The organism is Bacteroides bouchesdurhonensis, from assembly GCF_900155865.1.
Lineage (GTDB): Bacteria > Bacteroidota > Bacteroidia > Bacteroidales > Bacteroidaceae > Bacteroides > Bacteroides bouchesdurhonensis.
Window position 1 is genome coordinate 1,025,323 of record NZ_LT707006.1, and the last position, 26,252, is coordinate 1,051,574.

The following is a 26,252-nucleotide window of genomic DNA, read 5'->3' on the forward strand; positions in this document are numbered from 1 at the left end:
TATAGCGGGAAATACTTTTTAATCGCTTTTACATGGTAATTCTTGTTTTTTATCTCAATGCTTCCACTTCTTCGGGTGTCAAAGGAATCTTTTTACCCAGACGACGTGCGCCGGTTTCTGTAATCAGATAATCTTCCTCGTTACGGATACCACCGAAGTCTTTGTAAGTTTCCACTTTATCGTAATTGATGAAATCGGTAAACTTCTTTTCTGCCTTCCACATATCAATCAATTCGGGGATAAAGTAAATACCCGGTTCAACGGTATGCACAAATCCCGGCTCCAGTGGAATGGCAAGACGTTGTGACTTGCGACCGAATTGTGTACTTTTGGGTTGTCCGTTGTAACCTACCCAAATTTCTCCCAGATTTTCCATGTCATGAACATCCAGTCCCATCATGTGTCCCAATCCGTGCGGATAGAACAAAGCATGGGCACCTTCACGTACAGCGTCTTCTGTGTCTCCTTTCATCAGTCCGAGAGCTTTCATTCCGTCCACCATGACACGAGCGGATAATTCATATACATCCATATAAGGAATGCCGGGGCGGAGTGCTTTGACCGATTCCAGATGCATTGCATTTTGAATTTCATAAACTTCACGTTGGCGTTGTGTAAATTTCTTGTCAGCAGGGATGGTAGATGACATATCTCCGGCGTACCCCATTTCTACTTCCGCTCCGGCATCTATTAGGAATAGATCACCCGGTTTTACTAAATTTCCGTGATAATGATTATGCAAAGTCTGACCATTGATCGTAGCAATTGTTGCAAAAGAAAGTTCGCAGTTGTTAGCCTCGGCAACCCGATTCATTTCTGCTACCACTTCATATTCATACATTCCTGGACGGAGCACTTTCATGGCGGTGATGTGCATATCTGCGGTAACATCACAAGCCTTTTCTATTTCTACGATTTCTTCTTCCGATTTATAACTACGTTGAGCGATTACGGCACGAATAAAAGGGATGGAACCTTCCTGACGTGCAGGAGGAATACCTAACCAATCCATCAATTTCAACTTATGTTCGGGGCGGTAAGGGGGTAAATAGTGAATTGCTTTTCCTTTTTGCACACATTTGTGCAGATAGTTTGCAATTTCAGCGGATGGCATCATTTCTTTAATCCCAACCCGTTCACATTTTTCATGTAGAGTAGGTTGTGATCCCATCCATACAATAGCGTCAATAGACAATTCATCGCCGAATATAATTTCTTTGTCAGCGTCGATGTCAATGATAGCCGAAAGACCGGCACACGATAACCCGAAGTAATAAAGAAAAGTTGAATCCTGACGATAGCGGAAAGTGTTGTCTTCATAATTCAGCCCACATTCGTCGTTACCTAGAAATAATAATACTCCGGAGCCTAATTTCTTTTTCAGCAGGGCTCTGCGCTGCATATAGGTTTCTTTGGCAAACATACTGTCCTAATTTTAAGTTCGTGCAACAAAGATAAGGAATTTTGTGTTATAGGATTAAAAATAATCCCTGTAATCTGTGTAATCTGTAGTTAAAAAGTTACTTTTGTAGCGATAAACAGTAGAAAGCAAAAATAAATATGGCACAAGGTTCCCGTCAAATACAATCGCAGGCGCAACAGCAGATACAAACGCTCTCGCCCCAGCAGATTCTGGTCGTGAAATTGTTGGAACTTCCCGCAGTAGAACTGGAGGACCGTATCCATGCTGAGCTATTGGAAAATCCAGCACTTGAAGAGGGTAAAGAAGAGACTGCTACGGACGATTATGCCGATGGCGATTCTTCAGAAGATGGAATGGATAATGAAACCAACGATTACGATTCTTTGAGTGATTATCTGACCGAAGATGATATTCCCGACTATAAACTTCAGGAGAACAACCGCTCAAGAGATGAACAGGCGGAAGATATCCCGTTTTCCGATTCCACTTCTTTTTATGAAATTCTGAAAGAACAGTTGCGTGAACGTAACCTGACCGAACATCAGTGTGAACTGGTTGAGTATCTGATCGGTTCGCTGGACGATGACGGTTTGTTGCGTAAATCTTTGGAAAGTATAGGTGACGAACTGGCTATCTATGCCGGTATCGAGTCTACTGAAGAGGAACTGGAAGAAGCATTATGCATTTTGCAAGACTTTGATCCGGCCGGTATCGGTGCCCGTTCGCTTCAGGAATGCTTATTGATACAGATCCGACGTAAGAAAGAGGAGGATAAGAACCCTGATCCGCTGTTGGAACTGGAAGAACGCATAATTGGAGATTGCTACGAGGAGTTTACCCGGAAGCATTGGGAAAAGATGATAAAGAAGCTGGATGTGGATGAGGATGAATTTAAAGAAGCAATTGCAGAGATTACTAAGCTGAATCCACGTCCGGGGGCTTCGTTGGGAGAGACTATCGGAAGAAACTTGCAACAAATAGTTCCGGACTTTATCGTGGAAACATACGATGACGGGACGATTAATCTTAGCCTGAATAACCGGAATGTTCCTGAACTTCGTATGAACCGTGATTTTACTGAAATGGTGGAAGAACATACCAAAAACAGAGCGAATCAATCTAAGGAATCCAAAGAAGCCATGATGTTTCTGAAACAGAAGATGGATGCGGCACAGGGATTTATTGATGCCATAAAACAGCGTCAGAATACATTGATGACTACCATGCAGGCGATCATTGATTTGCAGCGTCCTTTCTTTCTCGAAGGTGATGAGTCATTGTTGAAACCGATGATCCTGAAAGATGTTGCCGAAAGAACAGGGTTGGATATTTCGACTATCTCTCGTGTGAGCAACAGTAAATATGCACAGACCAATTTCGGTATCTATCCGCTGAAGTTCTTCTTTAGTGATGGTTATACAACAGAAGACGGAGAGGAAATGTCGGTTCGTGAAATCCGTAAGATTCTGAAAGAATGTATTGACGGTGAAGACAGGAAGAAACCGTTGACAGATGATGAACTGGCGGATATACTAAAAGAAAAAGGATATCCCATAGCTCGCCGGACGGTAGCTAAATACCGTCAGCAATTGAATATACCTGTAGCGCGACTTAGAAAATAATTCATAAATCAAAATAAAGTTAGAGATGATGGATAAAGAGAAAGAACATATCATAGCAGACAAGACTATGTTGCGGGTAGCACGCATTACTTCAATGGTGTTTACCCCGTTTTCCATACCGTTTCTGTCATTTCTGGTATTATTTCTGTTTTCTTATTTGCGCATTATGCCATTACAGTACAAACTGATTGTGCTGGGTGTTGTTTATTGCTTTACCATATTGATGCCTACCATTACTATTTTTCTGTTTCGCAAGATCAACGGTTTTGCCAGTCAGGAATTAAGTGAACGTAAGAAGAGGTATATACCTATCCTGTTGACGATCATTTCGTATGTATTCTGTCTGTTGATGATGCGACGGTTGAATATACCCTGGTATATGACAGGCATAATACTGGCTTCTTTGGTTGTATCTGTGATTTGCATTATTGTAAACATAAAATGGAAGTTGAGTGAACACATGGCAGGAATGGGTGGGATTATCGCAGGATTGATATCTTTTAGTGCTCTTTTCGGTTATAATCCGGTGGCATGGTTATGTTTGTTTATTCTGATAGCAGGAATACTGGGCTCTGCACGTATTGTGTTGGGACACCATTCTTTGGGTGAGGTGCTTTTCGGCTTTATTATAGGTTTTCTATGCGCCTTTGTGATTCTTCATCCGATGTATAATTTATTATTCCGAATCTTATTATTTTAAAACAGTATAAATCCTAAAAAACTAATTATTATGAATTTTCCACAGAATTTGAGGTATACGAACGAACATGAATGGATTCGTGTAGAGGGAGATATTGCTTACGTAGGTATAACAGACTATGCTCAAGACCAATTAGGGGACATTGTATTTGTTGATATTCCTACTGTAGGAGAATCGCTTGAAGCAGGCGAATCTTTCGGTACGATTGAAGTAGTGAAGACTATTTCCGATCTTTTCTTGCCGGTGGAAGGCGAGGTGCTCGAACAGAATGAAGCATTGGAAGAAAATCCGGAACTGGTGAATAAAGATCCTTATGGTGAAGGCTGGCTGATTAAGATGAAACCGGTTGAACTGAAAGATGTGGAAAATTTGTTGGATGCAGAAGCATATAAAGCAGTTGTGAACGGATAACCTCCTTGCGGCTGTAGATCATTGATAACAATTTGTAACTAGTATATAATATGAATCCAATTGTAAGTATCATCATGGGCAGTACGTCCGACCTTCCTGTTATGGAGAAGGCTGCACAACTGCTGAATGATATGCACGTTCCGTTCGAAATGAACGCTCTTTCCGCTCACCGCACTCCGGAAGCTGTGGAAGAATTTGCAAAGAATGCCCGTTCACGTGGCATTAAAGTGATTATTGCTGCTGCAGGAATGGCTGCTGCTCTTCCCGGTGTAATTGCAGCAAACACTACATTACCAGTGATCGGGGTACCTGTTAAAGGATCTGTACTTGATGGTGTAGACGCTCTTTATTCAATCATCCAAATGCCTCCCGGAATTCCTGTAGCTACGGTCGCTATCAATGGTGCTATGAATGCTGCTATTCTGGCTATTCAGATGCTTGCGTTGAGTGATGATGAATTGGCAAAAGCGTTTGCAGCTTACAAAGAAGGTCTGAAGAAAAAGATCGTAAAAGCAAACGAAGATTTGAAAGAGGTTAAGTTCGAATATAAAACCAATTAAATGGATTTATTCAATTACTCCCGAAGGGAAACATCTGAAGTAAATATTGGGGCCGTTCCTTTGGGCGGTCCCAATTCTATTCGTATCCAGTCGATGACAAATACATCCACGATGGATACGGAGGCTTGTGTGGAACAGGCTAAAAGAATTGTTGATGCCGGCGGTGAGTATGTCCGCCTGACTACGCAAGGTATTAAAGAAGCCGAGAATCTGATGAATATCAATATCGGCTTGAGAAGTCAGGGATATATGGTCCCGTTGGTAGCTGATGTTCATTTCAATCCGAGAGTAGCCGATGTAGCTGCTTTGTATGCGGAGAAGGTACGTATCAATCCGGGTAACTATGTAGATGCGGCCCGTACTTTTAAAAAACTGGAATATACCGATGAAGAGTACGCGCAGGAGATACAAAAGATACGCGACCGGTTTGTGCCGTTCTTGAATATCTGTAAAGAAAATCATACTGCTATTCGTATCGGAGTGAATCATGGTTCCTTATCAGACCGTATCATGTCGCGTTATGGAGACACTCCTGAAGGGATGGTAGAATCCTGTATGGAGTTTCTGCGTATTTGCGTGGCGGAGCATTTTACCGATGTGGTGATTTCGATCAAAGCTTCCAATACGGTCGTAATGGTGAAGACAGTCAGATTACTTGTTGCCGTAATGGAACGGGAAGGGATGTTTTTCCCATTACATCTTGGCGTGACGGAAGCTGGAGATGGAGAGGACGGACGTATTAAATCCGCATTAGGAATCGGTGCACTGTTAAGTGACGGATTGGGGGATACCATACGTGTATCTTTGAGTGAAGCACCCGAAGCGGAAATTCCTGTTGCCCGTAAATTGGTGGATTATGTACTGTTGAGGCAGAATCATCCCTATGTTCCGGGGGCAGAAGCACCGGAATTTAATTACTTGTCTCCTTCGCGTCGGAAAACACGTGCCGTTCGTAACATTGGAGGAGAACATTTACCGGTGGTTATTGCCGACCGTATGGACGGGAAGACAGAGGTAAATCCTCAGTTTACTCCTGATTATATTTATGCGGGAAGGTCCTTACCTGAACAACGTGAAGCAGGCGTGGAATATATTCTTGATGCTGATGTCTGGAACGGCGAAGCCGGAACGTGGCCGGCATTCAATCATGAGCAATTGCCATTCATGGGAACATGCAATGCTGAACTGAAATTCTTGTTTATGCCTTACATGGCGCAGACGGATGAAGTGATTGCTTGCCTGAAAGTTCATCCGGAAGTCGTTATTATTTCTCAAAGTAATCATCCGAACCGATTAGGTGAGCATCGTGCATTGGTACATCAGCTGATGACAGAAGGTTTGCAGAATCCGGTTGTATTCTTCCAGCATTATGCGGAAAACAATGCGGAAGATTTGCAGATTAAATCGGCAGTGGATATGGGAGCTTTGATCTTTGATGGGCTTTGCGACGGAATATTTTTGTTTAATCAGGGTAGTTTGAGCCATGCTGTGATTGATGCAACTGCTTTTGGTATTTTGCAAGCCGGGCGTACCCGCACTTCTAAGACGGAATATATTTCTTGCCCCGGTTGCGGTCGTACACTTTATGATTTGGAAAAGACGATTGCACGTATTAAAGCAGCTACCTCTCATCTGAAAGGTTTGAAGATCGGTATTATGGGATGTATCGTGAATGGTCCCGGTGAAATGGCCGACGCTGATTATGGTTATGTAGGCGCAGGCCGTGGTAAAATCAGCCTTTATAAAGGAAAAGTATGTGTAGAAAAAAATATTCCGGAAGAAGAGGCTGTAGAGCGGTTATTGGAATTTATCCGGAATGATCGCAAAGAGATGGAACTTTAATTAGAATATTTTATTGTTAAGACAGGAATTGCCTTAAGTATGCTTATGGTAACTCCTGTCTTTTTTTTATTGATATATGTGCCTAAAAGGCTGTAATGAAATAGATATATTTAAAGAAAAAGTAATTATGGAAGATGAATTTAACTATCAAGCAGTGCCCTATGGATATACCCATTGCTTCAACACCCACTGTCCGAAAGGAGAGAAATGTTTGCATCATTTGGTAGCGATGCATAGTACCAACCAGTATCCTACGTTGTCGGTGGTTAATCCGAACTGTATTCCGGAAGATGCGAATTCCTGCCCTTCCTTCCACCCGATACGGAAGATACGTGTGGCTTGGGGAATCAAGCATTTGTTGGATAATGTACCTCATAAAGATGCGGACTCCCTTAAACGTATGATGCTCAATCATTTCGGACGAGGAGTGTATTATCGTTTCTATCGTAAGGAGAAATTTATTGCTCCGGAACAGCAGGAATATATACAACGTATTTTCCGTCAGAAAGGAATCACTGATCAACCTATATTTGACTCCTACACAGAAGAATTTGAATGGTAATTATCTGCCATCTTACACTGATATGCTGTTAATAGGTTGATTATTAGTTAGTAAATGGTGTGCAAGATACGTGTTGCAGGAGGTTGTGTCAAAACGCTGGCCCAACCTTTTTTTATGCACAAAGCCCAGACTTTCCCAAGCCCGGGCTTTGTTATTACCCAAAGTTTTTGTATCTTTAGGCATAAAGTTTTTCGTTATGGCAAAGTTACATTTTCGTCCTTACATTCCCAACCAAACAGTTCTTTTTCCCCAAAGAATTGATGAAAACATAGCAGCGAACGATCCGGTTCGCATAGTTAATACTGTTGTTGATAATCTCAATCTTGACAATTTCAAGAAGCTTTATAAAGCAACCGGTCGTTGTCCTTATCATCCTAAAATGATGCTCAAGGTGATTATTTACGCCTACATGAACAATATCTATTCGTGCCGCAAAATAGAGAAGCTTCTCCTACGTGACATTCATTATATCTGGCTTTCCGGTAATGAACATCCGGATTTTATTACCATCAACCGTTTCCGTAACCGTGTCAAGGAGGAAATCAACAACGTCTTCACGCAGTTGGTCCTTGTCCTTGCCGACAAAGGTTTCATCAGCCTTGACGTAGAGTATATCGACGGTACCAAGATTGAGTCCAGGGCCAACAAATATACTTTTGTCTGGCGCAAGACAGTCGAAAAGAACCGTACAAAGCTGATGGATAAGATCCGCATTCTCCTGGAGCAGGTGGATGAAGCCATAGCCCAAGAGAACTCCGTCAAAGACACCCCCGTAGAGTTCACTCCCGCCATGCTCTCAGATATAGTGGATGAACTTAAAGAGGTACTGGAACACCAACCTGTAACAAAGGACAAGGAACAAAAGAAAGTCATCCGGGAAAAGAAGAAACAGGTCCGGGAACTTGAGGAGTACCGTGACAAGTTGATGGAATACGACAACCATCTTGATACTCTTGGAGAACGCAACTCCTATTCCAAGACCGATCCTGATGCCACCTTCATGCGCATGAAAGAAGACGCCATGAGAAACGGGCAGACAAAGCCCGGATATAATCTGCAAATAGGTACCGAGAACCAATTCCTCATAGACTTCCGACTGTTTCCAAACCCAACCGATACACTGACCCTCATACCTTTCTTCCACTCCTTTGAGCAACGCTATAACCGCTTACCAACTGTCGGTGTGGCAGACTCCGGTTACGGCTCGGAAGAAAATTACCGGTTCATGCAAGATAATGGGATAGAAGCCTTTGTCAAGTACAACTACTTCCATAAAGAACGGCGTCCCCGTTATACCCCCAATCCATTCCATACGGAGAGTCTCCATTACAATGCGGAAGAGGATTATTACGTTTGTCCTATGGGGCAGCACATGAACCGTATAGGAACCAGATGTGACAAGACTGCGAGCGGATACATCACCGAAAGTGCCCGGTATAAAGCACAAAGATGTGAAGGGTGCCCTTTGCGTGGCAGTTGCTTTAAAGCCCGGGGGAACCGTATTATAGAAGTAAACCACCGGTTAAACCAATACAAACGGCAGGCACGGGAAAGGTTGCTCTCGGAAGAAGGCATCAGGCATAGGGGAAGGCGATGTATAGAACCGGAAGCAGTTTTTGGACAAATGAAACACAACATGGCATACAGAAGGTTCCGGCATGTGGGACAAGACAAGGTTACAATGGACTTTGCCTTCTTTGCTATAGCATTTAATATCAAAAAAATGTGTGCAAAACTGCTAAAAGCGAGAAAGGGAAAGAATGTACACGCTATATTTATCGCTCTCAGACCATGTGTGGCTCAAAATGCGGGGAATGTAACGACTTATCGTTTAATGAGGCAAAAAATAGCCGCATAGACAAAAAAGGTTTTGTGAAACTAAAAAGTAATATACCAATGAACAAATTAAATCTCGATATAACATCGGATGTTTCCGCTCTGAGAGACAATGCAGAACGGCTACAATCAACCAACCATTCCGGCAAGACTGGACCTGAGGTGCCGCAAGTTCAAGATATGTCGGTAAACGGGAAAGCTCCACTGCATACCGGCGAGTTTTCCAATGGACGCGAACCTTACCCGCACCCTTGTCATTCGCCGCCGCAGGCAATGGGGCATTCCAATGGCTAGCAATTATCAGCTAACTTATTAATAATCAATCTGATCGTAGTAAACACCCTTACTATGAAGGGGAATCGTACGCCCTATCTGGAGGCTCGGAACATATCCGTGTCCGAAGTGAAAGAGCAAATCCAGAGCAAATTCAGAGTTGATCGACGACCGGTTGAACATTAATAGTAAACCAACTGACAGTGATTGAAAGCCACTTTCAGGAGCATTATAAACCGATTCAAACTATTTAAAGACCCGGAAAGGAGGTGGGAAAATGATGGCAATGAAGAAACCAGCCTGGGATATCATCCTCAAAGCGATTATCGCCGTGGCTTCAGCAGTGCTCGGCGCACTGGGAGGCAATGCAATGAACCTGTAGAATTTGTAGGCAGCTTTCGTCAATGAATGCTCCAAACAGGTTCGGTACACAAACACCGGTACAATCCCCTGTGGATAAGAGCCTGGTTCTGCCAGGGGGATTGTTTACCTGAATTTTATTTATAAATAAACTACTTAATCCATTTAAATCAAGATAATAATGACTATTTTTAATACAATCCATTCTAAAAGCAGAATAAAGCGGATAAGCGGAAAGTTATCCCGAGTTCTTTTGCTGGCCTGTTTCCCGCTATTAGGACTACACGCGCAACAACCCCATGAGATCAGCCTGGACGTTCCCCGCATCGTCCCCGTATCGCCGGAGGCGGCAGCGATGGAGAAATACCGGTCGTACCCGGTAGACTATTGTACGGGAATCCCCAATATAACAATCCCCCTGTATGAAATCGTAGCGGGAGACATCACCCTTCCGATCTCCCTGTCCTACCATGCCTCGGGGCTGAAACCGAAAGAACGCAGCGGGCTTGCCGGCACCGGTTGGACACTGAACCTGGAACCATCCATCATGCGGGAGGTCAAAGGCATCGTGGACAGCGACACGTACGGCTGGTTCAACACCCGCAACAGCCCGGTCCCGACAGACAAGGTGGAGCGGTTGAGGTATTATAACGCCCAGGTGGACAACCAATATGACACGCAACCGGACAAGTTTGTCTACAAGCTTCCCCATGGTGGCGGAAGCGGGTATTTCCTGGAGCCGTTCAGCCCCATGCGTTGTATCCCCCTGACCAATGATGACGTCCGCTACCACGGAACACGCATGGATATCACAGACGGCAACGGCGTGAAATACGAGTTTGACGGCGTGAACGAGAAAGCGGACGATATGATCACCCGCTGGATGTGCACGGCTATCCGTTCTCCGCGTCAAACTGGTCATCCGGTCACCTTTGAATATACCACGGCCCGAACGCGGCTGCATGCGGGCGCATATTTTAACATGGACAGCCGGATCGTCATTAATGACATCCAGAATGGTTCCCCCAAGATCGTATTCTCCAAGATGGTGCCCGGAAAGCCCAACGGACACTACCGCATCGACGCTGAGGGCTACACTTCGCCTTATAACGCCAAGCTCACTCCCCTTTCGGAGGCGCAGGCAGGCGTGCATTATCCTACGAGCGGTTCTTTCCTGGGCGGGCGTGGCGAGGAGGCGCGTCTGGGCAAGATCAATTATTTCGGCAATGCCCTTACTGTCTCTTATAAGACGGTAGGCTCCGATGTGACCGCTACGGACGTTTACGACCGTATGGATGTGACCGATGCCCGGGGTGAAACGGTCCGTTCCATCGAGTTCTTTATCAGCCTTTACAACAGTTCCACTTCCTTGACCAAACTCGACTCGGTGCGTGTCTCGGCTCCCGGGGTGGAGACAAAGGTGTATGCGTTCCATTATAATAATATTTATAGTGTCCCTTCCATCTATACCGTGGCGGTAGACCATTGGGGGTTCTGCAACGGTGCCAACACCACCACCGAAGACGAAAGGAATATTCCCAGTTTCCGCAGAAAAGTGTATGTGCCCAACGGAATAGGCAAAACACTGGAAACCATTCTTGAGCATTCGGGCAGGAACCGGGAAGCGGATGCCGGGTGGGCTGCAGCCGGTATTCTCAGCCGTATCACCGACCCGCAAGGGATACAGACGACTTTCGAGTATGAAGGGAATTACGGCGGGTTCCGCGACCCCAGCCGCTCGGCCGATTACCGTAATTATCTCCATCCGGTCGGCGGGCTGCGTGTAAAGAGCATTGTTACCAGGGATCCGCATACCGGCCGCCGTACGGTTAAATCGTACCGGTATGGGCTGACCCAGGTGAATAATGCCGGTTATGAACCGGTCTGGGGTGGCGGTGCCATCAAGCATATTGTCAGCGAGCGGGATTATTGCTCGGGCATGGGTAATTTTGTAGAAGGTTCCATTAGCAACTTTACCTGGTTTGAATACCTGACTACGTATCGTTCCATGCCCCACTCCAACATTACGTTCAATAACGGAAGTGCCGTGATGTATAATATTGTCAGTGAAGAAATCAGCGGGGACGGAATGGAATCCATTCATACGGATTACTATTACAATGTGAAGCTGCACAATTACGAGGGAGTGCTGAGTTGGTATGACGGACAGACCGATATGGTTAAGCAGTTTCTGGAAAGCAAGCCGGAGAAAGAACTGCGCAAACTGTTCCGTCCTTTCCCCGCCCATCCGCAAGACCCCTCGGATGATCTGGCGAGACACCCTTCGGACAGTTATCAGATTTACGGGCGTTTGATCCGTAAGAATTGTTTCAAGAAGGATGAATTGGTTTCACGTACGGATTATGAAAATACCAGGGTCTCTTCCAACGGGAGCGTTTTTGTCGATCTTCCGGTACGGCTGATTTCGATTGGTGCCGACAGTTATAGCAAATACATGAATGCAAGCACGCTCAGCGGCAAGGAGTTTTTTGTCTCCGGCAATTATTATACGCCTGGTGATGAGAATGCAAAGGTGCAGACTGAGTTTTTCCTGGATGTGACCAACTACTGTGTGCTCAGCAAGGAAAAAACAACCGAATATTATTCGGCCAACGGACGTCGTGACAGCCTTGTGACGACGAAAGACTATTCGTACAACATCAATTTCTCTAATCCGGGAGCTTCGTTGGAGCCCAAGAAGGTGGAGGTGGCCAACAGTAACAGTACCGCCGTTACCGATGAGTATGAGTTCTTGGATGGTTTTCCTGCTGTCCTTTCGTACCACAAGCATAGCGAAGGCGGGCATTCACGTGAAAATCGCATTTTGTTCAAGGATGGCACCTGCTTCCCGGAACGTATCCGCAGCAAGACGGACCAGACGTCCGACTTCCGCGATGAAGTGGTCTATACGGCTTATGACGGCCATCATAATGTGGCGGAAATTAAAGGCAAGGATGGCACTCCCGTCACTTTCCTGTGGGGGTATCTCAACCGTTTCCCGATAGCTAAGATTGAGAATGCTACCCGTAATGAGGTGTTGGGCGGAATGGGCTACTCGGCGACAGATACGAATGTGTTGGATGCCTGGTCGGGCTTTGCGGGACCCTCGGATGATATCCTGAATAAGATCGGGTCCCTGCGCGAGGCACTGCCGGGTGCCAGGGTGACGCTCTACGATTACGACCCGGTGAAGGGGCTTACCGGAGTGACGGACCCGAACGGTGTGGTGACCCGTTTTGAGTATGACCATTATAACCGATTAACGGACAGTTATTACGTGGATCCCGATTTGCAGAAGGTGATGTTGCAACAGTATATCTACCGTTTGGGGAAATAACACAAGAAATGAAATACAATAACAGAATTAAAAAAAAAGAAGAAACGTATGAAAAAATATATTTGCATCTTATTGTTTGGCCTGTTCTCGGCGGTGATGTCCGGGCAACCGGCTTACCAGCACCGTATGGACACAGCCATTGACATCGGCACGCATGACAGCCCTTTTACATTTACCGACAGCCGGTATACGGGGGATTTCGGGGATGATTTTTACTGGGATGTGGATTATCCTCCTTACCTTGGCGTCAAGGAGGTCTTTTACCGGATTACGCTGACTAATTCAATGACCGTAAGGTTTAAGATAACCCGTCCTGACCGTTGCTGGACCAATGTCGCATTGTTGGATGACGCCGGTAAGAGGTGGGAATACAAGTTACACTCCAATATTGCTTTCGGATTGACTCCGGGTGTCTATTACTTTGTAGTGGAGGGGCAGCAGTCGGGTAACCTGAATGACCCTGTACCTGATGTGACGATTGACGTGCAGGTGGAGGGAAGCGGGCGTACCACGGGAGAGGATTTCCTGTGCCCCTTTGAGCTGGGGAGTTTTAGCGATAACTTCAACCTGGCTCCCGGTGTGGAGGATTTCGACCAGTTTAGAAATGACTACCGCTCGGCCAAGGATATGAGGGTGGATGAATACACGCACGATGTTGTTTACCGTTTCACGCTGGATAATCCGATGAAGGTGAGTTTAAGGCAGGGAGGTGTCCGGGATGAATATGATTATTCGCAGTCCAGCCTGATGAATGCCGCCGGGGATACTATCTGTGTATCCAATAGCGGGGACAGCAATGCCCGGCAGGTGGAGCTTTCTGCGGGGGAGTATTATATCTACGGATGGGGAAGGAGCTTTCGAAGTTCCGGGTTCAGCTTCAACCTTAGCGGCACTCTCCCTCCTGTGGGCAGTGACTTCTCCTATCCGGTAGAGGTGGGCAGCCGTTTTTCCGACTTTACCTATACCGATACGCGGAGCACTTCCAACTTCTCGGGTAGCAAACAGCCGGAAAAGGCGGGCAAGGAGGTGTACTACCGTTTTACCATTACCCAGCCGATGGGGATAGGTATAACTACCTGCGGTTCTGCGGTAGCGGACACGTACCTGAAGGTGTTCTCTTCCGACAGGCAACGGGTGTTGTACTTCAATGATGACTATTCGGGCAGTGGCGCTTGCAGCAATACGAAAAGTGCTTGTATCCATATTCCATTGCTCATGCCGGGAACATATTATGTGGTTACGGATGGGGCAAGTAATGGGAGCCTTACTACTGCCCTTACGGGGACGGTGGTTAATACTCCGGGGGATTCTTTTGAGATGGCCATTGATCTGGGACCGCATAACAAGGGCTTTTCTTTCTCCGATATCCGTAATACGGCTTCGGGGTATACGAACCGGTATCAGGGGAAGACGGCCAATGACGTGTATTATAAGTTCACGATGGAGAAGGTGCTGGCTGTTACGATAGACCATGCTGGGTCTTCGCTTGCGGATACGTATATGAGCCTGCTGGATAAGGACGGGAAGCTGCTGCGTAACAGTGGCAACACGAAGGGGCATGCGCAGTTGGAGTTACAGGAGCTGGCGGTGGGTACTTACTATGTGGTATCGGAGGGTATCAGCCTTAACGGTTCCATCACCACCAATATCCGAATCCGTGGTGCCGGTGGGGATATTGTGACGACAAAGGGGCAGCCCCATGTCATTAGCCTGACGCCTTTGAAGAAGGCTTCCTCCACTTCTTCTTTAAAAGAGGATGAGCAGCTTCTTGAGATACAGTATTTCGACCATTTGGGCCAGGCGACGGAGAGGATTCTGCGGGGGATTACTCCGGGGGGTAATAATCTGATCACGTTACAGGAGTATGACGGTATGGGGCGTGAGCTTCGGCAGTGGCTGCCTGCGCCGGTTGCAGATGATCTTGGGGCTTATGTCCATCCGTCGGTGGTGAAACGGGCTGCCCAGGCTACTGAACTTTACGGGAATGACGGGCGTCCTTACAGTGAGACGTCGTATGACGGGTCGGAGCTTGGCAGGGTTGTCAGGCAGGCCGGTGTGGGTAATGACTGGCATGCTGCCGGGAAGGCTGTCACGACGGATTATGTGACGAATGCGGGTGATGTTGCTCAACTGTCAGTGCGTATGTACGGGTATTCGGGGAATGGCCTGAAGAGTACGGGGTATTATGCCGATGGTTCACTTTACGGTGTCAAGGTTACGGAGGAGGATGGTAATGTCAGTTACGAGTTTAAGGATAAGCTGGGCCGGGTGGTACTGAGCCGTCAGATGGACGGGAGCCTGGCGCATGATACTTATTATGTGTATGATGATTATGGTAATGTACGTTTTGTGTTGCCTCCGCTTGCGGCGGACAATCTGAACAGTGCCGCTTCCTGGACAGAGAGTAATGAGATACTTAAGAAGTATGTGTATGTTTACCGTTATGACAAGCTGAACCGTTGTATCTATAAGAAGCTACCGGGTTGTGAACCGGTGTATACGGTTTATGACGCTGCGGACCGACCTATCTTTACCCAGGATGGGGAGCAGCGCACTAAAGGGGAATGGTCGTTCAGTATACCGGACGCTTTTAACCGTATTGTGCTGACGGGAACCTGTAAGAACAATCCCGATTATACGGCTGACCCGTTGAGGGATATTGTGGTGAAAGGTACTTGGGAACAGGCAGCAGGTGCGGTGAAAGGTTACAGTATTTCGGGTATCACCCTGAATGCTCCTACGGTTCTCTCTGCTGTTTATTACGACAGTTATGATTTTCTGGGTAAAAGTAACAGTATTCCCAATGATGCTACTACTTCTTATACGGAGGTTCCGGGTTACGGGAAACGTTACAAGGGTGGCTGCCGGGGGCAGCAGACGGGATCATATGTAGCTAAGCTCTCGAAGACAGGTGCGGTTACGGGGTATCTTTATTCTGTGATGTATTATGATGAACGTTACCGGATGGTTCAGCAGAGGGGTAACAATGGGTTGGGTGGAACGGACCTGACCTGCACCCTATACAGTTTTACCGGCAAACCGGCACAGGTCAAACAAGTACGCACTGTCCCTGGAAAAGAAACGGTTACGGAAACAAGAACCCATACGTATGACCATGCGGACCGTTTGCTCAGGACGACTTATCAGTTGAATGACGATGCTCCGGTTACGCTGGTGGATCATGTGTATGATGAGGTGGGTCGTCTGAAGTCTGACCGCAGGAATGGGAACGGTAAGCTGAGGAGTGATTACACGTATAATGTCCGTTCGTGGACGAAGAGTGTCAGTGGACCGTTGTTCAGCCAGACGCTCAATTATCAGGAGAAGATGACCGGGAATACTCCTTGTTACAATGGTAACATCAGCAGCATGTCCTGGAAGGCGGGAACTGAAACTGCAGACAGGGGGTATCGTTTTACGTATGACGGTCTTTCCAGGTTGAAGGATGCGAATTACGGGGAAGGTAATAATCTTACGATTAATCCGAACCGTTTTAATGAACAGATAACCGGTTATGACAAGATGGGTAATATCCTGAAATTGAAACGTTACGGACAGATTTCTGCAACGGCTTACGGATTGGTTGATGACTTGGCTTTGACTTATAGTGGTAATCAGTTGCTGGCTGTGAAGGACAACGTAACGAATTCAGTTTACGGTAATGGTACGGAGTTTAAAGACGGAGCTAATCAGACAACAGAGTATACTTACGATAAAAATGGCAATCTGATTAAAGATTTAAACAAGAATATTAGTAGTATTGGATATAATTGTTTAAATTTGCCTGATCAGGTGATCTTTGGTAATGGTAATAGTGTTGAGTATGAGTACACCACCGACGGAGTAAAGTCGCGTACTGTACATAAGACGGGTTCTACTACCTTGACTACGGATTACTGTGGGAATGCGGTCTATGAGAATGGTGTGCTGAAGATGCTGCTCAATGAAGCGGGGTATGTGAGTTTTCCGGATAGGAAGTTTCATTTTTATCTGAAAGATCATCAGGGAAATATTCGTGTAGTGGCGGATAAGGATGGGATTGTGGAGGAAACTAACAGTTACTATCCGTTTGGTGGTATGTTTACTTCTACAGTGAATGTTCAGCCTTATAAGTATAATGGTAAGGAGTTGGATCAGAAGAATGGACTCAATTGGTATGATTATGGTGCGAGACATTATGATGCGGCGATAGGAAGGTGGCATGTGGTGGATCCGATGAGTGAGAAGTATTATTCGATGAGTCCGTATGGCTACTGTGCCGGAAGCCCTGTTTGTCATAAAGATGAAGAAGGAAAGTGGATCAATAATGTTGTAGGAGCTGTTATAGGTGCTGCCGTAGATCTTGGGATTCAAGTTACTGCTAATCTTGTACAAGGAAATAGTGCTTTTCATGATATCAAATGGGGGAATGTCGGAGTTTCTGCTGTAGAGGGATTCGTAACTTCTGGTATGAGTGCAGGAAAAACATTAGTAGTTAAAGCTACAGCATCTATTGCAAAGAATACAATTAATGCCATAGATAATAAAAAGCTTAACAATGTTAATGACGCATTAGGTGTTGTGACTGAATCGGTCAAGGATATTGCTGCTGACAAGGTTATAGGTAAAGCTGGTGATTTGCTTGGTAAAGGAATGAAGGAAGTTATTCCACAATTGAAAGAGGCTACACAAAAAGGTTCCAGCTTAATTCTAAGTAATAATAAAGCAACACAATTAGCAGAGGAACTTCCCGGGGTTTCTAATGTAAAACAAGCTCGTGGTATTGCTATTAAAAAAAATGGTATTGTCGATGCAAGTAAAACTATTAGTAATATTGTACAGAAAGCTCCTGAAAATACGTTTAAATTTGGTATGCAGGTTGCAAAAGGTAGTTTGGAGAAGGATGTGAATAGATAAAAATAGCAGATTTGGCGTTGAACTAAAAAATATGATGAATGGAGATAGCTAAGAAATTCAATAAAAGAGTTCAGAAAAGAAAAGCTGGATTAAAAAAGAGTAAGATGGTATTAATTATATATTTTATAGTGATAACATCACCTATTTGGCTGTATGCAGGAATTATACGTGGAGTAATTCTCCCTTATTTTGGTGAAAAGACAATAGGAGTTTTATCAGGATTAAGAGAAGCAAGTAGTTGGAATCAATATCATCGTTACGATCCCTCTAGCTATTATTGTACTTTTAATGTAAACGGTAAATCATATAAAAGTAATTCTACAATATCGGTAGAAGATACGTTATATCACTTAGGAGATACGGTTATAGTTATTTATCTTAGCCATTTTCCAATTATCAATACATTAGATTTATCTAATGAATAAAAATAATGGATTTGGGGTTCTGGAACTGTTTACCCTGGTATAGATTGTCTAATAACAGATCATTTATATCAGGGTATTATTTGTATATGATAGTTTATCTCATTTGTAGAAAGTGTTAATCTTATTCCTAATTTGGTATGTGGTAATGGTCTGAGTTTAAAGACGGTGCCAATCAAACAGTTAAGTATACTTATGATAAAAACGGTAATTAGGTTAAGGATTTAAACAAGAATATAAGTAACGTAAGTTTTATATAGCTGAGCAATCTATTTATGTCGAACTTACATAATTTAAATGTATTTATTGAATAACATATTTGATATAAAAATCCCTGCTAGCTTTTTCTATTTAAACGAAGAAGCCTCAGGGATTTTTGGGGGATTAGAAATTTAGATTTAGTTGATATTCGGATTTAATGTATGCCAGTCTTTGATAGCAGGGATGATACCCATCTCTATCACTTCATCACGCAATTTGCATAAATGTTCGTAGCTTTTTTCTAATTCTTCTTGTTCAGCAGGAGTACCTGCTACTTCCTTATAACTAATACCATCTTTAGTGATTGAAGTCTCCATTGCCATCATGATATGGTCAAACTTGCCGTTCGACACGTACGTTCCTGCAGGCCAACGGAAAGGTTGTCCCCCCATAGCGGCAGCAATCATTTCGATAGAAAGGTATGCCGGACTTTGGAAGGAAGAACGTCCGCGTAAATCAATAATATGTTTTCCTCCTTGTATAACACGAACTTTCAAAGCTTCCCATTCAGCTAATGGAAGGCGCGTAGTGCCGATAAAATCGGTTAAAGGTTCTCCATTAACTTTGGTTGTTGAGGCGAATACAGCCATCTGTTCTCCATGTCCACCATAAGTACGGCAGTTTTGGATGTCGGAAGCAGGGATATGGAAATATTTAACCAATTCGTTTTGTAGACGAGTACTGTCCAATGCAGCTAAAGTAGAAACCTGCGAAGGCTTCAAGCCGGAATAAAGCAATGTGATCAGGCCGGTAATATCTGCAGGATTGAAAATCACAACGATATGTTTTACGTTTGGACAGTATTGACGGACATCTTTACCGAATTGAGCTGCGATCTCTGCATTTCCTTTCAATAAGTCTTCACGAGTCATACCTGCTTTGCGAGCAGCACCACCGGAGGAAACAATGTAAGAGGCCCCAGTCAATGCTTCTTTGATATCGGAAGTAAATGTCAGGTTTACACCTTCGAAACCGCAATGGTATAACTCTTCTGCCACTCCTTCCAGAGCGGGAGCAAATGGATCGTATAGACAAATGTTCGGAGTGAGTTTCATCATCATGGCAGTTTGTGCCATATTGGAGCCGATCATTCCGGCAGCTCCTACAATCGTAAGTTTCTCGTTGGTTAGAAAATTCATAATTTTATATCTTTTAAAAGGTGAGTAATCTTTATCTTTAACGGTTACAAAGATAACGCATTTATTCTCAGATTGTTCATTGAAAAAAGTGTTGGCAGATAACGAAAAGTTATATCTGTAGGGAGAATCTACTTAAAATAGTTTATCTTTGTATATCATATAAACAATAGATAGAGTATGAGCATCGAATTAGGAAAATTCAATCAGCTTGAAGTTGTCAAGCAAGTAGATTTCGGAATGTATCTGGATGGAGGGGAAGAAGGCGAGATCTTATTGCCTAGCCGATATGTGCCGGAAGATTGTAAAGTAGGAGATATATTGAATGTATTTCTTTACTTGGATATTGAGGAAAGGTTGATTGCTACAACATTGACCCCGTTGGTGCAGGTTGGACAGTTTGCCTGTTTGGAAGTGGCATGGGTAAATCAGTTTGGAGCTTTTCTTAATTGGGGGTTAATGAAAGACTTGTTTGTACCTTTTCGTGAACAGAAGATGAAAATGCAAGTGGGGAAGAAATATGTTGTATATGCATATATTGATGAAGAAAGTTATCGGATAGTAGCTTCGGCCAAGGTAGAACATTTTTTATCGAGAGATAAAGCTGAATATTTACCGGGAGACAAAGTGGATATTTTGGTCTGGCAGAAAACGGATTTGGGCTTTAAAGCGATTATAGATAATAAGCATAGTGGGTTATTATATGATAATGAGATATTCAGTACGTTGGAGACAGGGATGAAAATGAAAGCATTTGTGAAACAAGTGCGCGAAGACGGAAAGATTGATCTAATGCTTCAGAAAACAGGATTCGATAGAGTGGGAGACTTTTCGAAAGTACTGTTGGAGTATATTGAAGAGCATGGTGGCAGAATTAGCCTAAATGATAAAAGTCCGGCTGATGAAATCTATGCTGTTTTTGGTGTGAGCAAGAAAACTTTTAAGAAAGGTGTAGGAGATTTGTATAAGAAGCATCTGATTATCTTAAAAGAAGATGGGCTTGTACTCGCAAATTCCGAAGTGAAATAGGGAAATCCCTATTGATGAATAGAGAGAATCATTAGGGTGGGGAGTTTCCTCACCCTATTTTTGTGATGAATCAAAAGAATGCTAATTATAAAAAACTAGATAAGTTATGCGTAAAATTATTATATGTTTCTGTATATTGCTTGCCACTCTTTCATTAAAGGCACAGACGATAAGTGGGATCAGTATTGATGGTGGAAATATTCCAATTCTCGTTTATATAGGCGGTAATCAGATGTGCCTTCCTTCAACAAGTTGTTTTATTGCTAATTTGAGACCGGATTATTATACTGTAGAAATATATGCGACTCGACGTATTCGCCCCGGAGAACGTGTTTGGAAAGGAGAGAGATTGTATACCGAACGTATTTATTTTAATGGTAATGGTGTGAAATATATTCAGGTGGGAGGAATGGGAGGTCATCGTCCTGGTAGACCAGATCAGGGTGGACATCGCCCTGAATATGGTCAATATGATAGAGTGATGAGTTCACAGCTCTTTGATGCGTTTTTTAATAAGATGAAAAATGAGCCTTTCTCATCAGATCGTCTTAAAATGTTAGAGGCGGCATTGGTAAATACAGATTTTACCTGTGGACAGTGTCTTAGATTGGTAAAGCTTTATAGTTTTGATGATGACAAGATGAAAATAATGAAGTTGATGTATCCTCGGATTGTGGATAGAGAAGCTTTCTTTACTGTTATTGATGTATTAACCTTTTCCTCAAATAAGGATGAGATGAATGAATTCGTAAAAAACTATAGTATTCGTCGGTAAGCTATCAATATTCATTAAAAAGATATGATTATGAGAAATATACATGCTGTTTTGTTATTCTTGGTACTTATTTTGAATGGTAGTTGTGCATCTTATTATGTTTCCGGTAAGAAAGTGATGGAAGTACAGAAAGGCATGACGCAACAAGAGGTACGACAGCTTTTGGGGAAACCTGATTATCGACGTTTTGAAGGTGAATTGGAAGAATGGGAGTTTCGTCGTGATAAAGGAACTCCATTAACTCCGACACCTATGACGATTATTGTTCAATTTATGGATGGTGAAGTGGTAAGTATGGATACTTTTAGTGGTTATGGTAGGCCTGCATTACCTTCACCGCCTGCTATATAAAAAAAGAATGAGTTTTAAATAATAAATCAAGAGGAGGTTGAATCATGAAACGAATATTATTTTTACTCTTTGCTATTGGTCTGAATGCTAGTATGACTATGATGGCTTCTATGAGCACTAGCAAAGTGCGTAAGGAGACACGTTTCCTTACTGATAAGATGGCATATGAATTGGACTTGAATACTCGGCAATACAATGATATCTATGAAATCAATTATGATTTTATATATTCTGTCCGTAATATAATGGATTATGTAGTGCGTGGAGATGAATGGGCAGTAAATGACTATTATGAAGCTCTGGATATCCGTAATGATGATCTTCGTTGGGTATTGAATGATTCGCAATATCGTCGATTTATGGGAGCCGATTATTTTTATCGTCCGATTTATGTTACTGGGGGGAGATGGAACTTCCGGATCTATATTAACTATCCGAATCGAGGATTGTTTTATTTTGGGGTGCCCTATCATTACCGAACTTATTGTGGAGCTCATTATCGTCCACACCTCCATCATGTAAGTTATTATAGGGGTAGATATAATGACTTTGGACATTATCCGACATCACATCGGGTGAGAGACCAAAGAGTGTTCCATTCTTATCGTCGTTCGGATTTTGGTTCGGTGCGTTTCCGTCCTAATACTTCTGTTCGTCCTCATAATGTACCAACTCGTCCGGGAGTCACTGAACGCCCCGGAGGATCGAATCATCAGCGGCCCGAATCAGGGCATAGGTCCTCTGCTCCGAGTAGGCCTTCAGCATCTGAACGTCCTTCTACGTCTAGCAGACCTTCAACTCCATCTAGGGGAGAATCATCTCGTAAAGATGCAGTTCCCAAAAGGAGTGAAAATAATAAAGAGCGACCTACTACGACAACGAATCGGGAAAATAATCGTGGAAGTAGCAGTAGTCGTGGCACCAGAAGGGAAAATGTTTCAAGAGGTTCAACCGAAAGACGTTCGCCCACTCAAAGTACAAGAAGCAATAGTAAACGTAGTTCTTCTCGTTCTTCGGAGAGGGGAAATAACACAAGAAGATAACCTATCCCTTTATTGATATATTTACTCCTCAGCGGAAGGAGAACTAGACTCCGGCTCGTTGCCGGCTAGACTGTTCCGGGCTTCGCCCGTTACTTGGATGTCGGGGCGGATATTATCCGCCTCGATTTCACTTATTAATCCTTTCTTAGCAAGGCGTCCGGCAATAAGTTTATAATATCCTTCCATACTTTCTTTTAACTGTCCGTTGGCGGCAAATGAACTGCGGAAATGTTTAGGTTTTGGGATTATAGAAGCTAGAAAAATACTTTCTTCTATAGTCAGTTGGGAAGGACGTTTGTTAAAGTAGAAGGAGGAAGCTTCTTGAATACCATAGATCTGTGGTCCCCATTCTGCGATATTTAGATAAACTTCGTACATCCTTTTTTTAGATGTTAGTCTTTCTGTTTCTATCAACCATACGATTAATGCCTCTTCTAGTTTGCGCGCAAAATTCTTATTGCGGTTTAGGAATACATTTTTTACTAATTGCATAGTGATGGTACTTCCACCACGGGCAAAACGTTTTACTTGCAGGTCATAAATGAGTGCCTCGCGCAGTGCATCTGGTAGAAATCCTCGATGATAAAAGAATGCACCGTCCTCGCTTTGCAGTACGGACATTTGTAATATGGGAGAGATACTATCTAGTGGGGTGAAGTGCTCCCAAGAATTACCGACTGGGAAAGTACGGACAGGAACTCCATTTTCATAAGCTGTATGACTGAATTCACCAGACATTTTAGAAAGAGGGATGGTTCCGTATTCGATAATTCGAAAATCTTTTTCTTTCAATTCTGATTCTAATTTTAAACTATCTATCTGAGCAAAATCAACATCAAATAGAAAATGGTAGGCTAATTCTCCACTCGTTTTTATACCTTCCAAATTATTGAATAAACCTCTTGGCAAAGAACTGAATAGATTATCTGCAGGGAACCAGGTTTTATTAACCGATACTATGAAATGCCAGTATTCTTTTTGTTTTTCAGCACGCAAATACGGATGAAACTGAAGTTTATTAAAGATAACAGTAGTAGTGGTGCTATCGAGTTCCAAAGCATTTTCACCAATGTTTATTTGATAATCCAATTTCCCTTGGTCTAGGTGAATGACTTCCGGGGAAAGAGCTTTATGGTAAACATCCAGCCCATTTACTTGCACCTGTCCGTTGAGGCGCACTTGACTTCTGCCAAGAATATCTTTCTTCAGACTGTATGATAAAGTGTCAAATGTGACTTCTGCTCCAAATCGTCGGGTAATATAGGGTAAAGAGATCTTTTGGGGGTCTGATGAGTAAAGATTGATTTTTAAGGTGTTATCATGTTGTTTAATTTCTCCATTTGCAATCCAATACTGCGATAGAGTATCTTCTTGTATATTGATATCCGATTGAAAATGATTCTCTTTTATGATGAATGAAGGTAGAGTAATAGAAACGAAATTTTTATTCTTTTGTTCTGTGAGACAGATATGGTTTAGCGTTCCGTTCTCGGGTAAAAAACCGAAGCAGAGGTTCAGGAGTTTATTGATTCTTTCTGAATAGTTAGCTTCATTTACTGTTGTTTGAGGAAGTTGCTTTGTGCCATTTTTAAAAAGGAAATCATAATTAGCAATCGAATCCTGTTTGATAAAGGCAAGTGACAGATCGTTCACTGTTACATGACGCATTTCTATCTCGCGACTGAGTAGCTTCCAAAAGCTAAGTTTGATAATTGCAGATTTTAATGTAAGAAGAGTATCTCGTTGGTCTGGTACAATTGATAATTGTTGGAGAATGATTTTGTTCAGTCCTTTCATCTCCATTTTTTCATAATGAATTTTAAGCCCATACGTCTGTTCGATTCGGGCAGTACGTTTACTGACAATACTCTGTAAAAGAGTGTTACGATATAAATAAATACTGATGAGGCAGATAAGTATTCCTCCACCGATAGAAAGTAGGAGAATCTTTTTTTTACTGTACTTTTTCATCGTTCGCTTTTGATAATAAATCAGGTGCAAAGGTAGATAATATTCTGTTGATCAGTATATAAACCGTTCTTTTTTATTTGACAAGTGATAAATAATCTCCGTAACCTTCTTCCTGCATTTTATCTTTTGGGATAAATCGTAATGCGGCACTGTTGATACAATAACGAAGCCCACCTTTTTCTTTCGGTCCGTCTGTGAATACATGTCCTAAATGAGCATCGCCCGTTTTGCTACGTACTTCTGTTCGTACCATCCCATGCGTAGTATCCAATTTTTCATTAATTAGATTTTTCTGGATAGGTTTAGAAAAGCTAGGCCAACCACAACCGGAATCAAATTTATCGGAAGAAACAAATAATGGCTCACCTGTAGTTATATCTACATAAATACCCGGACGGTGTTCGTTCCAATATTCATTATGAAAAGCTGGTTCGGTAGCATTCTTTTGGGTAACAGCATATTGTGCTGCTGATAATTTCTTACGAAGGGTGGCAGCATCTGGCTTTTGATAAACTTTTGTTTGAGGAGCATTGGCTTTACGTGCCATGTCAAATAAAGCTGAATTGATATGACAATATCCATTGGGATTTTTATCAAGATAATCTTGATGGTAAGTTTCTGCCGGATAAAAGTTCCCTAACGGTTTTACTTCGATCATCACTGGCTTTTGATATTGGGCAGATAATGTTTTTATGGCTTGATTAATAATAGGAATATCCGCTTTATTGGTATAATAGATACCTGTACGGTATTGTGTCCCACGATCATTTCCCTGACGGTTGAGGCTCGTAGGGTCTATAGTTTGAAAATATAAGTCAAGTAGCAGGTTTAAATTTACTACTTCAGAGTCGTAAACGACTTTGACTGTCTCCGCTGCATTCGTTTTTCCCGAACAAACTTGTTCATAACTTGGATTGGAGATAGTACTGTTGGCATATCCTACTTGGGTAGCTTCTACCCCTCTGATTTGTTTCAGGAAGTGTTCTGTTCCCCAGAAACAACCTCCTGCAAAATAGATTTCTGCTTGCTTTTTCATTGGTCCTGCAATTCCTAAAAATACATTACTAATTATCAGAATCACTAAGATGATAAAATGTCTCATATTCGTTGGTTCTTTTTCTAATAACGGATGAACCTGCGGATATGTTTATTTTATTTTTCTACAGAAATAATTTTGCAAGGTGATGTAGACCAGAATATGTTTTCTCCTATCAGAATGATAATAGACAGCAAAAATAATAAGAAACTTTAATGATATGTTATTTTCTCGAAAACCAAATTTCTGGAAAAAAGAGCGGGGAAGAAAGACATTTATTACCATCCAATACCCTATGAGTTACGAAAAGTTGCAAATGAGTTGAACTTTTTTTAGAAAACATTTTGTAGACTCAATCTTCTTTGCGTAATTTGTGTGCAACAAATTTAGTTATTAACTAACCCTT

20 protein-coding genes are annotated in these 26,252 nt (G+C 43.0%); 16 read left to right on the forward strand and 4 right to left on the reverse strand.

Going from position 1 to position 26,252, the window contains the following annotated elements:
* Positions 1 to 49: 49 nt before the first annotated feature.
* Positions 50 to 1,423, reverse strand: coding sequence for an aminopeptidase P family protein (locus CZ225_RS04120; RefSeq protein WP_077153063.1), 1,374 nt, complete (start codon positions 1,421 to 1,423; stop codon positions 50 to 52).
* A gap of 137 nt (positions 1,424 to 1,560) precedes the next feature.
* On the opposite strand from CZ225_RS04120, the gene rpoN reads away from it, so the two are divergent.
* The 12 genes from rpoN to CZ225_RS04175 all read left to right on the forward strand — a co-directional run bounded on the left by rpoN (position 1,561) and on the right by CZ225_RS04175 (position 18,247).
* A complete protein-coding gene (gene rpoN, locus CZ225_RS04125; RefSeq protein WP_077153064.1) occupies positions 1,561 to 3,045 on the forward strand; it encodes an RNA polymerase factor sigma-54 in 1,485 nt (494 codons plus the stop codon).
* Positions 3,046 to 3,073: 28 nt separating this feature from the next.
* Positions 3,074 to 3,745: a phosphatase PAP2 family protein gene (locus CZ225_RS04130; protein WP_129585876.1), complete on the forward strand. Its 672-nt coding sequence runs from the start codon at positions 3,074 to 3,076 to the stop codon at positions 3,743 to 3,745.
* Positions 3,746 to 3,775: 30 nt separating this feature from the next.
* Complete coding sequence (gcvH, locus tag CZ225_RS04135; RefSeq protein WP_025075231.1) at positions 3,776 to 4,156, forward strand: glycine cleavage system protein GcvH; 381 nt, start codon at positions 3,776 to 3,778, stop codon at positions 4,154 to 4,156.
* A gap of 50 nt (positions 4,157 to 4,206) precedes the next feature.
* Entirely contained in the window at positions 4,207 to 4,716 is a 510-nt protein-coding gene (gene purE, locus CZ225_RS04140) for a 5-(carboxyamino)imidazole ribonucleotide mutase (protein ID WP_077153066.1), read from the forward strand.
* Positions 4,717 to 6,558 carry a 4-hydroxy-3-methylbut-2-en-1-yl diphosphate synthase gene (locus tag CZ225_RS04145; RefSeq protein ID WP_077153067.1) on the forward strand — a complete coding sequence of 614 codons (1,842 nt, stop codon included), beginning with the start codon at positions 4,717 to 4,719 and terminating at the stop codon, positions 6,556 to 6,558.
* A gap of 127 nt (positions 6,559 to 6,685) precedes the next feature.
* Positions 6,686 to 7,120 (forward strand): DUF6078 family protein, encoded by a 435-nt coding sequence (locus CZ225_RS04150; RefSeq protein ID WP_025075233.1) that lies wholly within the window; start codon positions 6,686 to 6,688, stop codon positions 7,118 to 7,120.
* A 196-nt stretch (positions 7,121 to 7,316) separates the two neighbouring features.
* A complete protein-coding gene (locus CZ225_RS04155) occupies positions 7,317 to 8,978 on the forward strand; it encodes an IS1182 family transposase (RefSeq protein WP_077152662.1) in 1,662 nt (553 codons plus the stop codon).
* Positions 8,979 to 9,016: 38 nt separating this feature from the next.
* On the forward strand, positions 9,017 to 9,250 hold the full coding sequence (locus CZ225_RS04160; RefSeq protein WP_077153068.1) for a hypothetical protein: 234 nt from the start codon (positions 9,017 to 9,019) through the stop codon (positions 9,248 to 9,250).
* A 265-nt stretch (positions 9,251 to 9,515) separates the two neighbouring features.
* Positions 9,516 to 9,611 (forward strand): smalltalk protein, encoded by a 96-nt coding sequence (locus tag CZ225_RS23625; RefSeq protein WP_159441799.1) that lies wholly within the window; start codon positions 9,516 to 9,518, stop codon positions 9,609 to 9,611.
* A 1,125-nt stretch (positions 9,612 to 10,736) separates the two neighbouring features.
* Positions 10,737 to 12,926, forward strand: coding sequence for an RHS repeat domain-containing protein (locus tag CZ225_RS04165; RefSeq protein ID WP_159441749.1), 2,190 nt, complete (start codon positions 10,737 to 10,739; stop codon positions 12,924 to 12,926).
* 48 nt (positions 12,927 to 12,974) lie between these two features.
* Positions 12,975 to 17,822, forward strand: a complete 4,848-nt coding sequence (locus CZ225_RS04170) for an RHS repeat domain-containing protein (RefSeq protein WP_077153070.1) — start codon at positions 12,975 to 12,977, stop codon at positions 17,820 to 17,822.
* A gap of 38 nt (positions 17,823 to 17,860) precedes the next feature.
* Positions 17,861 to 18,247: a hypothetical protein gene (locus CZ225_RS04175; protein WP_077153071.1), complete on the forward strand. Its 387-nt coding sequence runs from the start codon at positions 17,861 to 17,863 to the stop codon at positions 18,245 to 18,247.
* Between the two features lie 395 nt (positions 18,248 to 18,642).
* Here CZ225_RS04175 and CZ225_RS04180 read toward each other — a convergent pair whose 3' ends face one another.
* On the reverse strand, positions 18,643 to 19,644 hold the full coding sequence (locus CZ225_RS04180; protein ID WP_077153072.1) for a malate dehydrogenase: 1,002 nt from the start codon (positions 19,642 to 19,644) through the stop codon (positions 18,643 to 18,645).
* 177 nt (positions 19,645 to 19,821) lie between these two features.
* Between CZ225_RS04180 and CZ225_RS04185 the strand changes: the two genes are divergently transcribed.
* The 4 genes from CZ225_RS04185 (at position 19,822) to CZ225_RS04200 (ending at position 22,839) form a co-directional block, all read left to right on the forward strand.
* On the forward strand, positions 19,822 to 20,670 hold the full coding sequence (locus tag CZ225_RS04185; protein ID WP_077153073.1) for a CvfB family protein: 849 nt from the start codon (positions 19,822 to 19,824) through the stop codon (positions 20,668 to 20,670).
* A gap of 106 nt (positions 20,671 to 20,776) precedes the next feature.
* Positions 20,777 to 21,445 (forward strand): proline and serine-rich protein 1 family protein, encoded by a 669-nt coding sequence (locus tag CZ225_RS04190; protein ID WP_077153074.1) that lies wholly within the window; start codon positions 20,777 to 20,779, stop codon positions 21,443 to 21,445.
* 30 nt (positions 21,446 to 21,475) lie between these two features.
* Complete coding sequence (gene bamE / locus CZ225_RS04195) at positions 21,476 to 21,796, forward strand: outer membrane protein assembly factor BamE domain-containing protein (protein ID WP_077153075.1); 321 nt, start codon at positions 21,476 to 21,478, stop codon at positions 21,794 to 21,796.
* Positions 21,797 to 21,840: 44 nt separating this feature from the next.
* Complete coding sequence (locus CZ225_RS04200) at positions 21,841 to 22,839, forward strand: hypothetical protein (RefSeq protein WP_077153076.1); 999 nt, start codon at positions 21,841 to 21,843, stop codon at positions 22,837 to 22,839.
* 21 nt (positions 22,840 to 22,860) lie between these two features.
* On the opposite strand, the gene CZ225_RS04205 is transcribed toward CZ225_RS04200, so the two are convergent.
* The gene (locus CZ225_RS04205) at positions 22,861 to 24,810 is read right to left on the reverse strand and encodes a transglycosylase domain-containing protein (protein ID WP_077153077.1); all 1,950 of its coding nucleotides are present in this window, start codon (positions 24,808 to 24,810) and stop codon (positions 22,861 to 22,863) included.
* A 73-nt stretch (positions 24,811 to 24,883) separates the two neighbouring features.
* Entirely contained in the window at positions 24,884 to 25,912 is a 1,029-nt protein-coding gene (msrB, locus tag CZ225_RS04210) for a peptide-methionine (R)-S-oxide reductase MsrB (protein ID WP_077153078.1), read from the reverse strand.
* Positions 25,913 to 26,252 lie beyond the last annotated feature (340 nt).

Excerpts from the sequence above, each read along its gene's own strand:
- CZ225_RS04120 (WP_077153063.1), bottom strand. The coding sequence starts at position 1,423 with ATGTTTGCCAAAGAAACCTATATGCAGCGCAGAGCCCTGCTGAAAAAG.
- rpoN (WP_077153064.1), top strand. The coding sequence starts at position 1,561 with ATGGCACAAGGTTCCCGTCAAATACAATCGCAGGCGCAACAGCAGATA.
- CZ225_RS04130 (WP_129585876.1), top strand. The coding sequence starts at position 3,074 with ATGGATAAAGAGAAAGAACATATCATAGCAGACAAGACTATGTTGCGG.
- gcvH (WP_025075231.1), top strand. The coding sequence starts at position 3,776 with ATGAATTTTCCACAGAATTTGAGGTATACGAACGAACATGAATGGATT.
- purE (WP_077153066.1), top strand. The coding sequence starts at position 4,207 with ATGAATCCAATTGTAAGTATCATCATGGGCAGTACGTCCGACCTTCCT.
- CZ225_RS04145 (WP_077153067.1), top strand. The coding sequence starts at position 4,717 with ATGGATTTATTCAATTACTCCCGAAGGGAAACATCTGAAGTAAATATT.
- CZ225_RS04150 (WP_025075233.1), top strand. The coding sequence starts at position 6,686 with ATGGAAGATGAATTTAACTATCAAGCAGTGCCCTATGGATATACCCAT.
- CZ225_RS04155 (WP_077152662.1), top strand. The coding sequence starts at position 7,317 with ATGGCAAAGTTACATTTTCGTCCTTACATTCCCAACCAAACAGTTCTT.
- CZ225_RS04160 (WP_077153068.1), top strand. The coding sequence starts at position 9,017 with ATGAACAAATTAAATCTCGATATAACATCGGATGTTTCCGCTCTGAGA.
- CZ225_RS23625 (WP_159441799.1), top strand. The coding sequence starts at position 9,516 with ATGAAGAAACCAGCCTGGGATATCATCCTCAAAGCGATTATCGCCGTG.
- CZ225_RS04170 (WP_077153070.1), top strand. The coding sequence starts at position 12,975 with ATGAAAAAATATATTTGCATCTTATTGTTTGGCCTGTTCTCGGCGGTG.
- CZ225_RS04175 (WP_077153071.1), top strand. The coding sequence starts at position 17,861 with ATGGAGATAGCTAAGAAATTCAATAAAAGAGTTCAGAAAAGAAAAGCT.
- CZ225_RS04180 (WP_077153072.1), bottom strand. The coding sequence starts at position 19,644 with ATGAATTTTCTAACCAACGAGAAACTTACGATTGTAGGAGCTGCCGGA.
- CZ225_RS04185 (WP_077153073.1), top strand. The coding sequence starts at position 19,822 with ATGAGCATCGAATTAGGAAAATTCAATCAGCTTGAAGTTGTCAAGCAA.
- CZ225_RS04190 (WP_077153074.1), top strand. The coding sequence starts at position 20,777 with ATGCGTAAAATTATTATATGTTTCTGTATATTGCTTGCCACTCTTTCA.
- bamE (WP_077153075.1), top strand. The coding sequence starts at position 21,476 with ATGAGAAATATACATGCTGTTTTGTTATTCTTGGTACTTATTTTGAAT.
- CZ225_RS04200 (WP_077153076.1), top strand. The coding sequence starts at position 21,841 with ATGAAACGAATATTATTTTTACTCTTTGCTATTGGTCTGAATGCTAGT.
- CZ225_RS04205 (WP_077153077.1), bottom strand. The coding sequence starts at position 24,810 with ATGAAAAAGTACAGTAAAAAAAAGATTCTCCTACTTTCTATCGGTGGA.
- msrB (WP_077153078.1), bottom strand. The coding sequence starts at position 25,912 with ATGAGACATTTTATCATCTTAGTGATTCTGATAATTAGTAATGTATTT.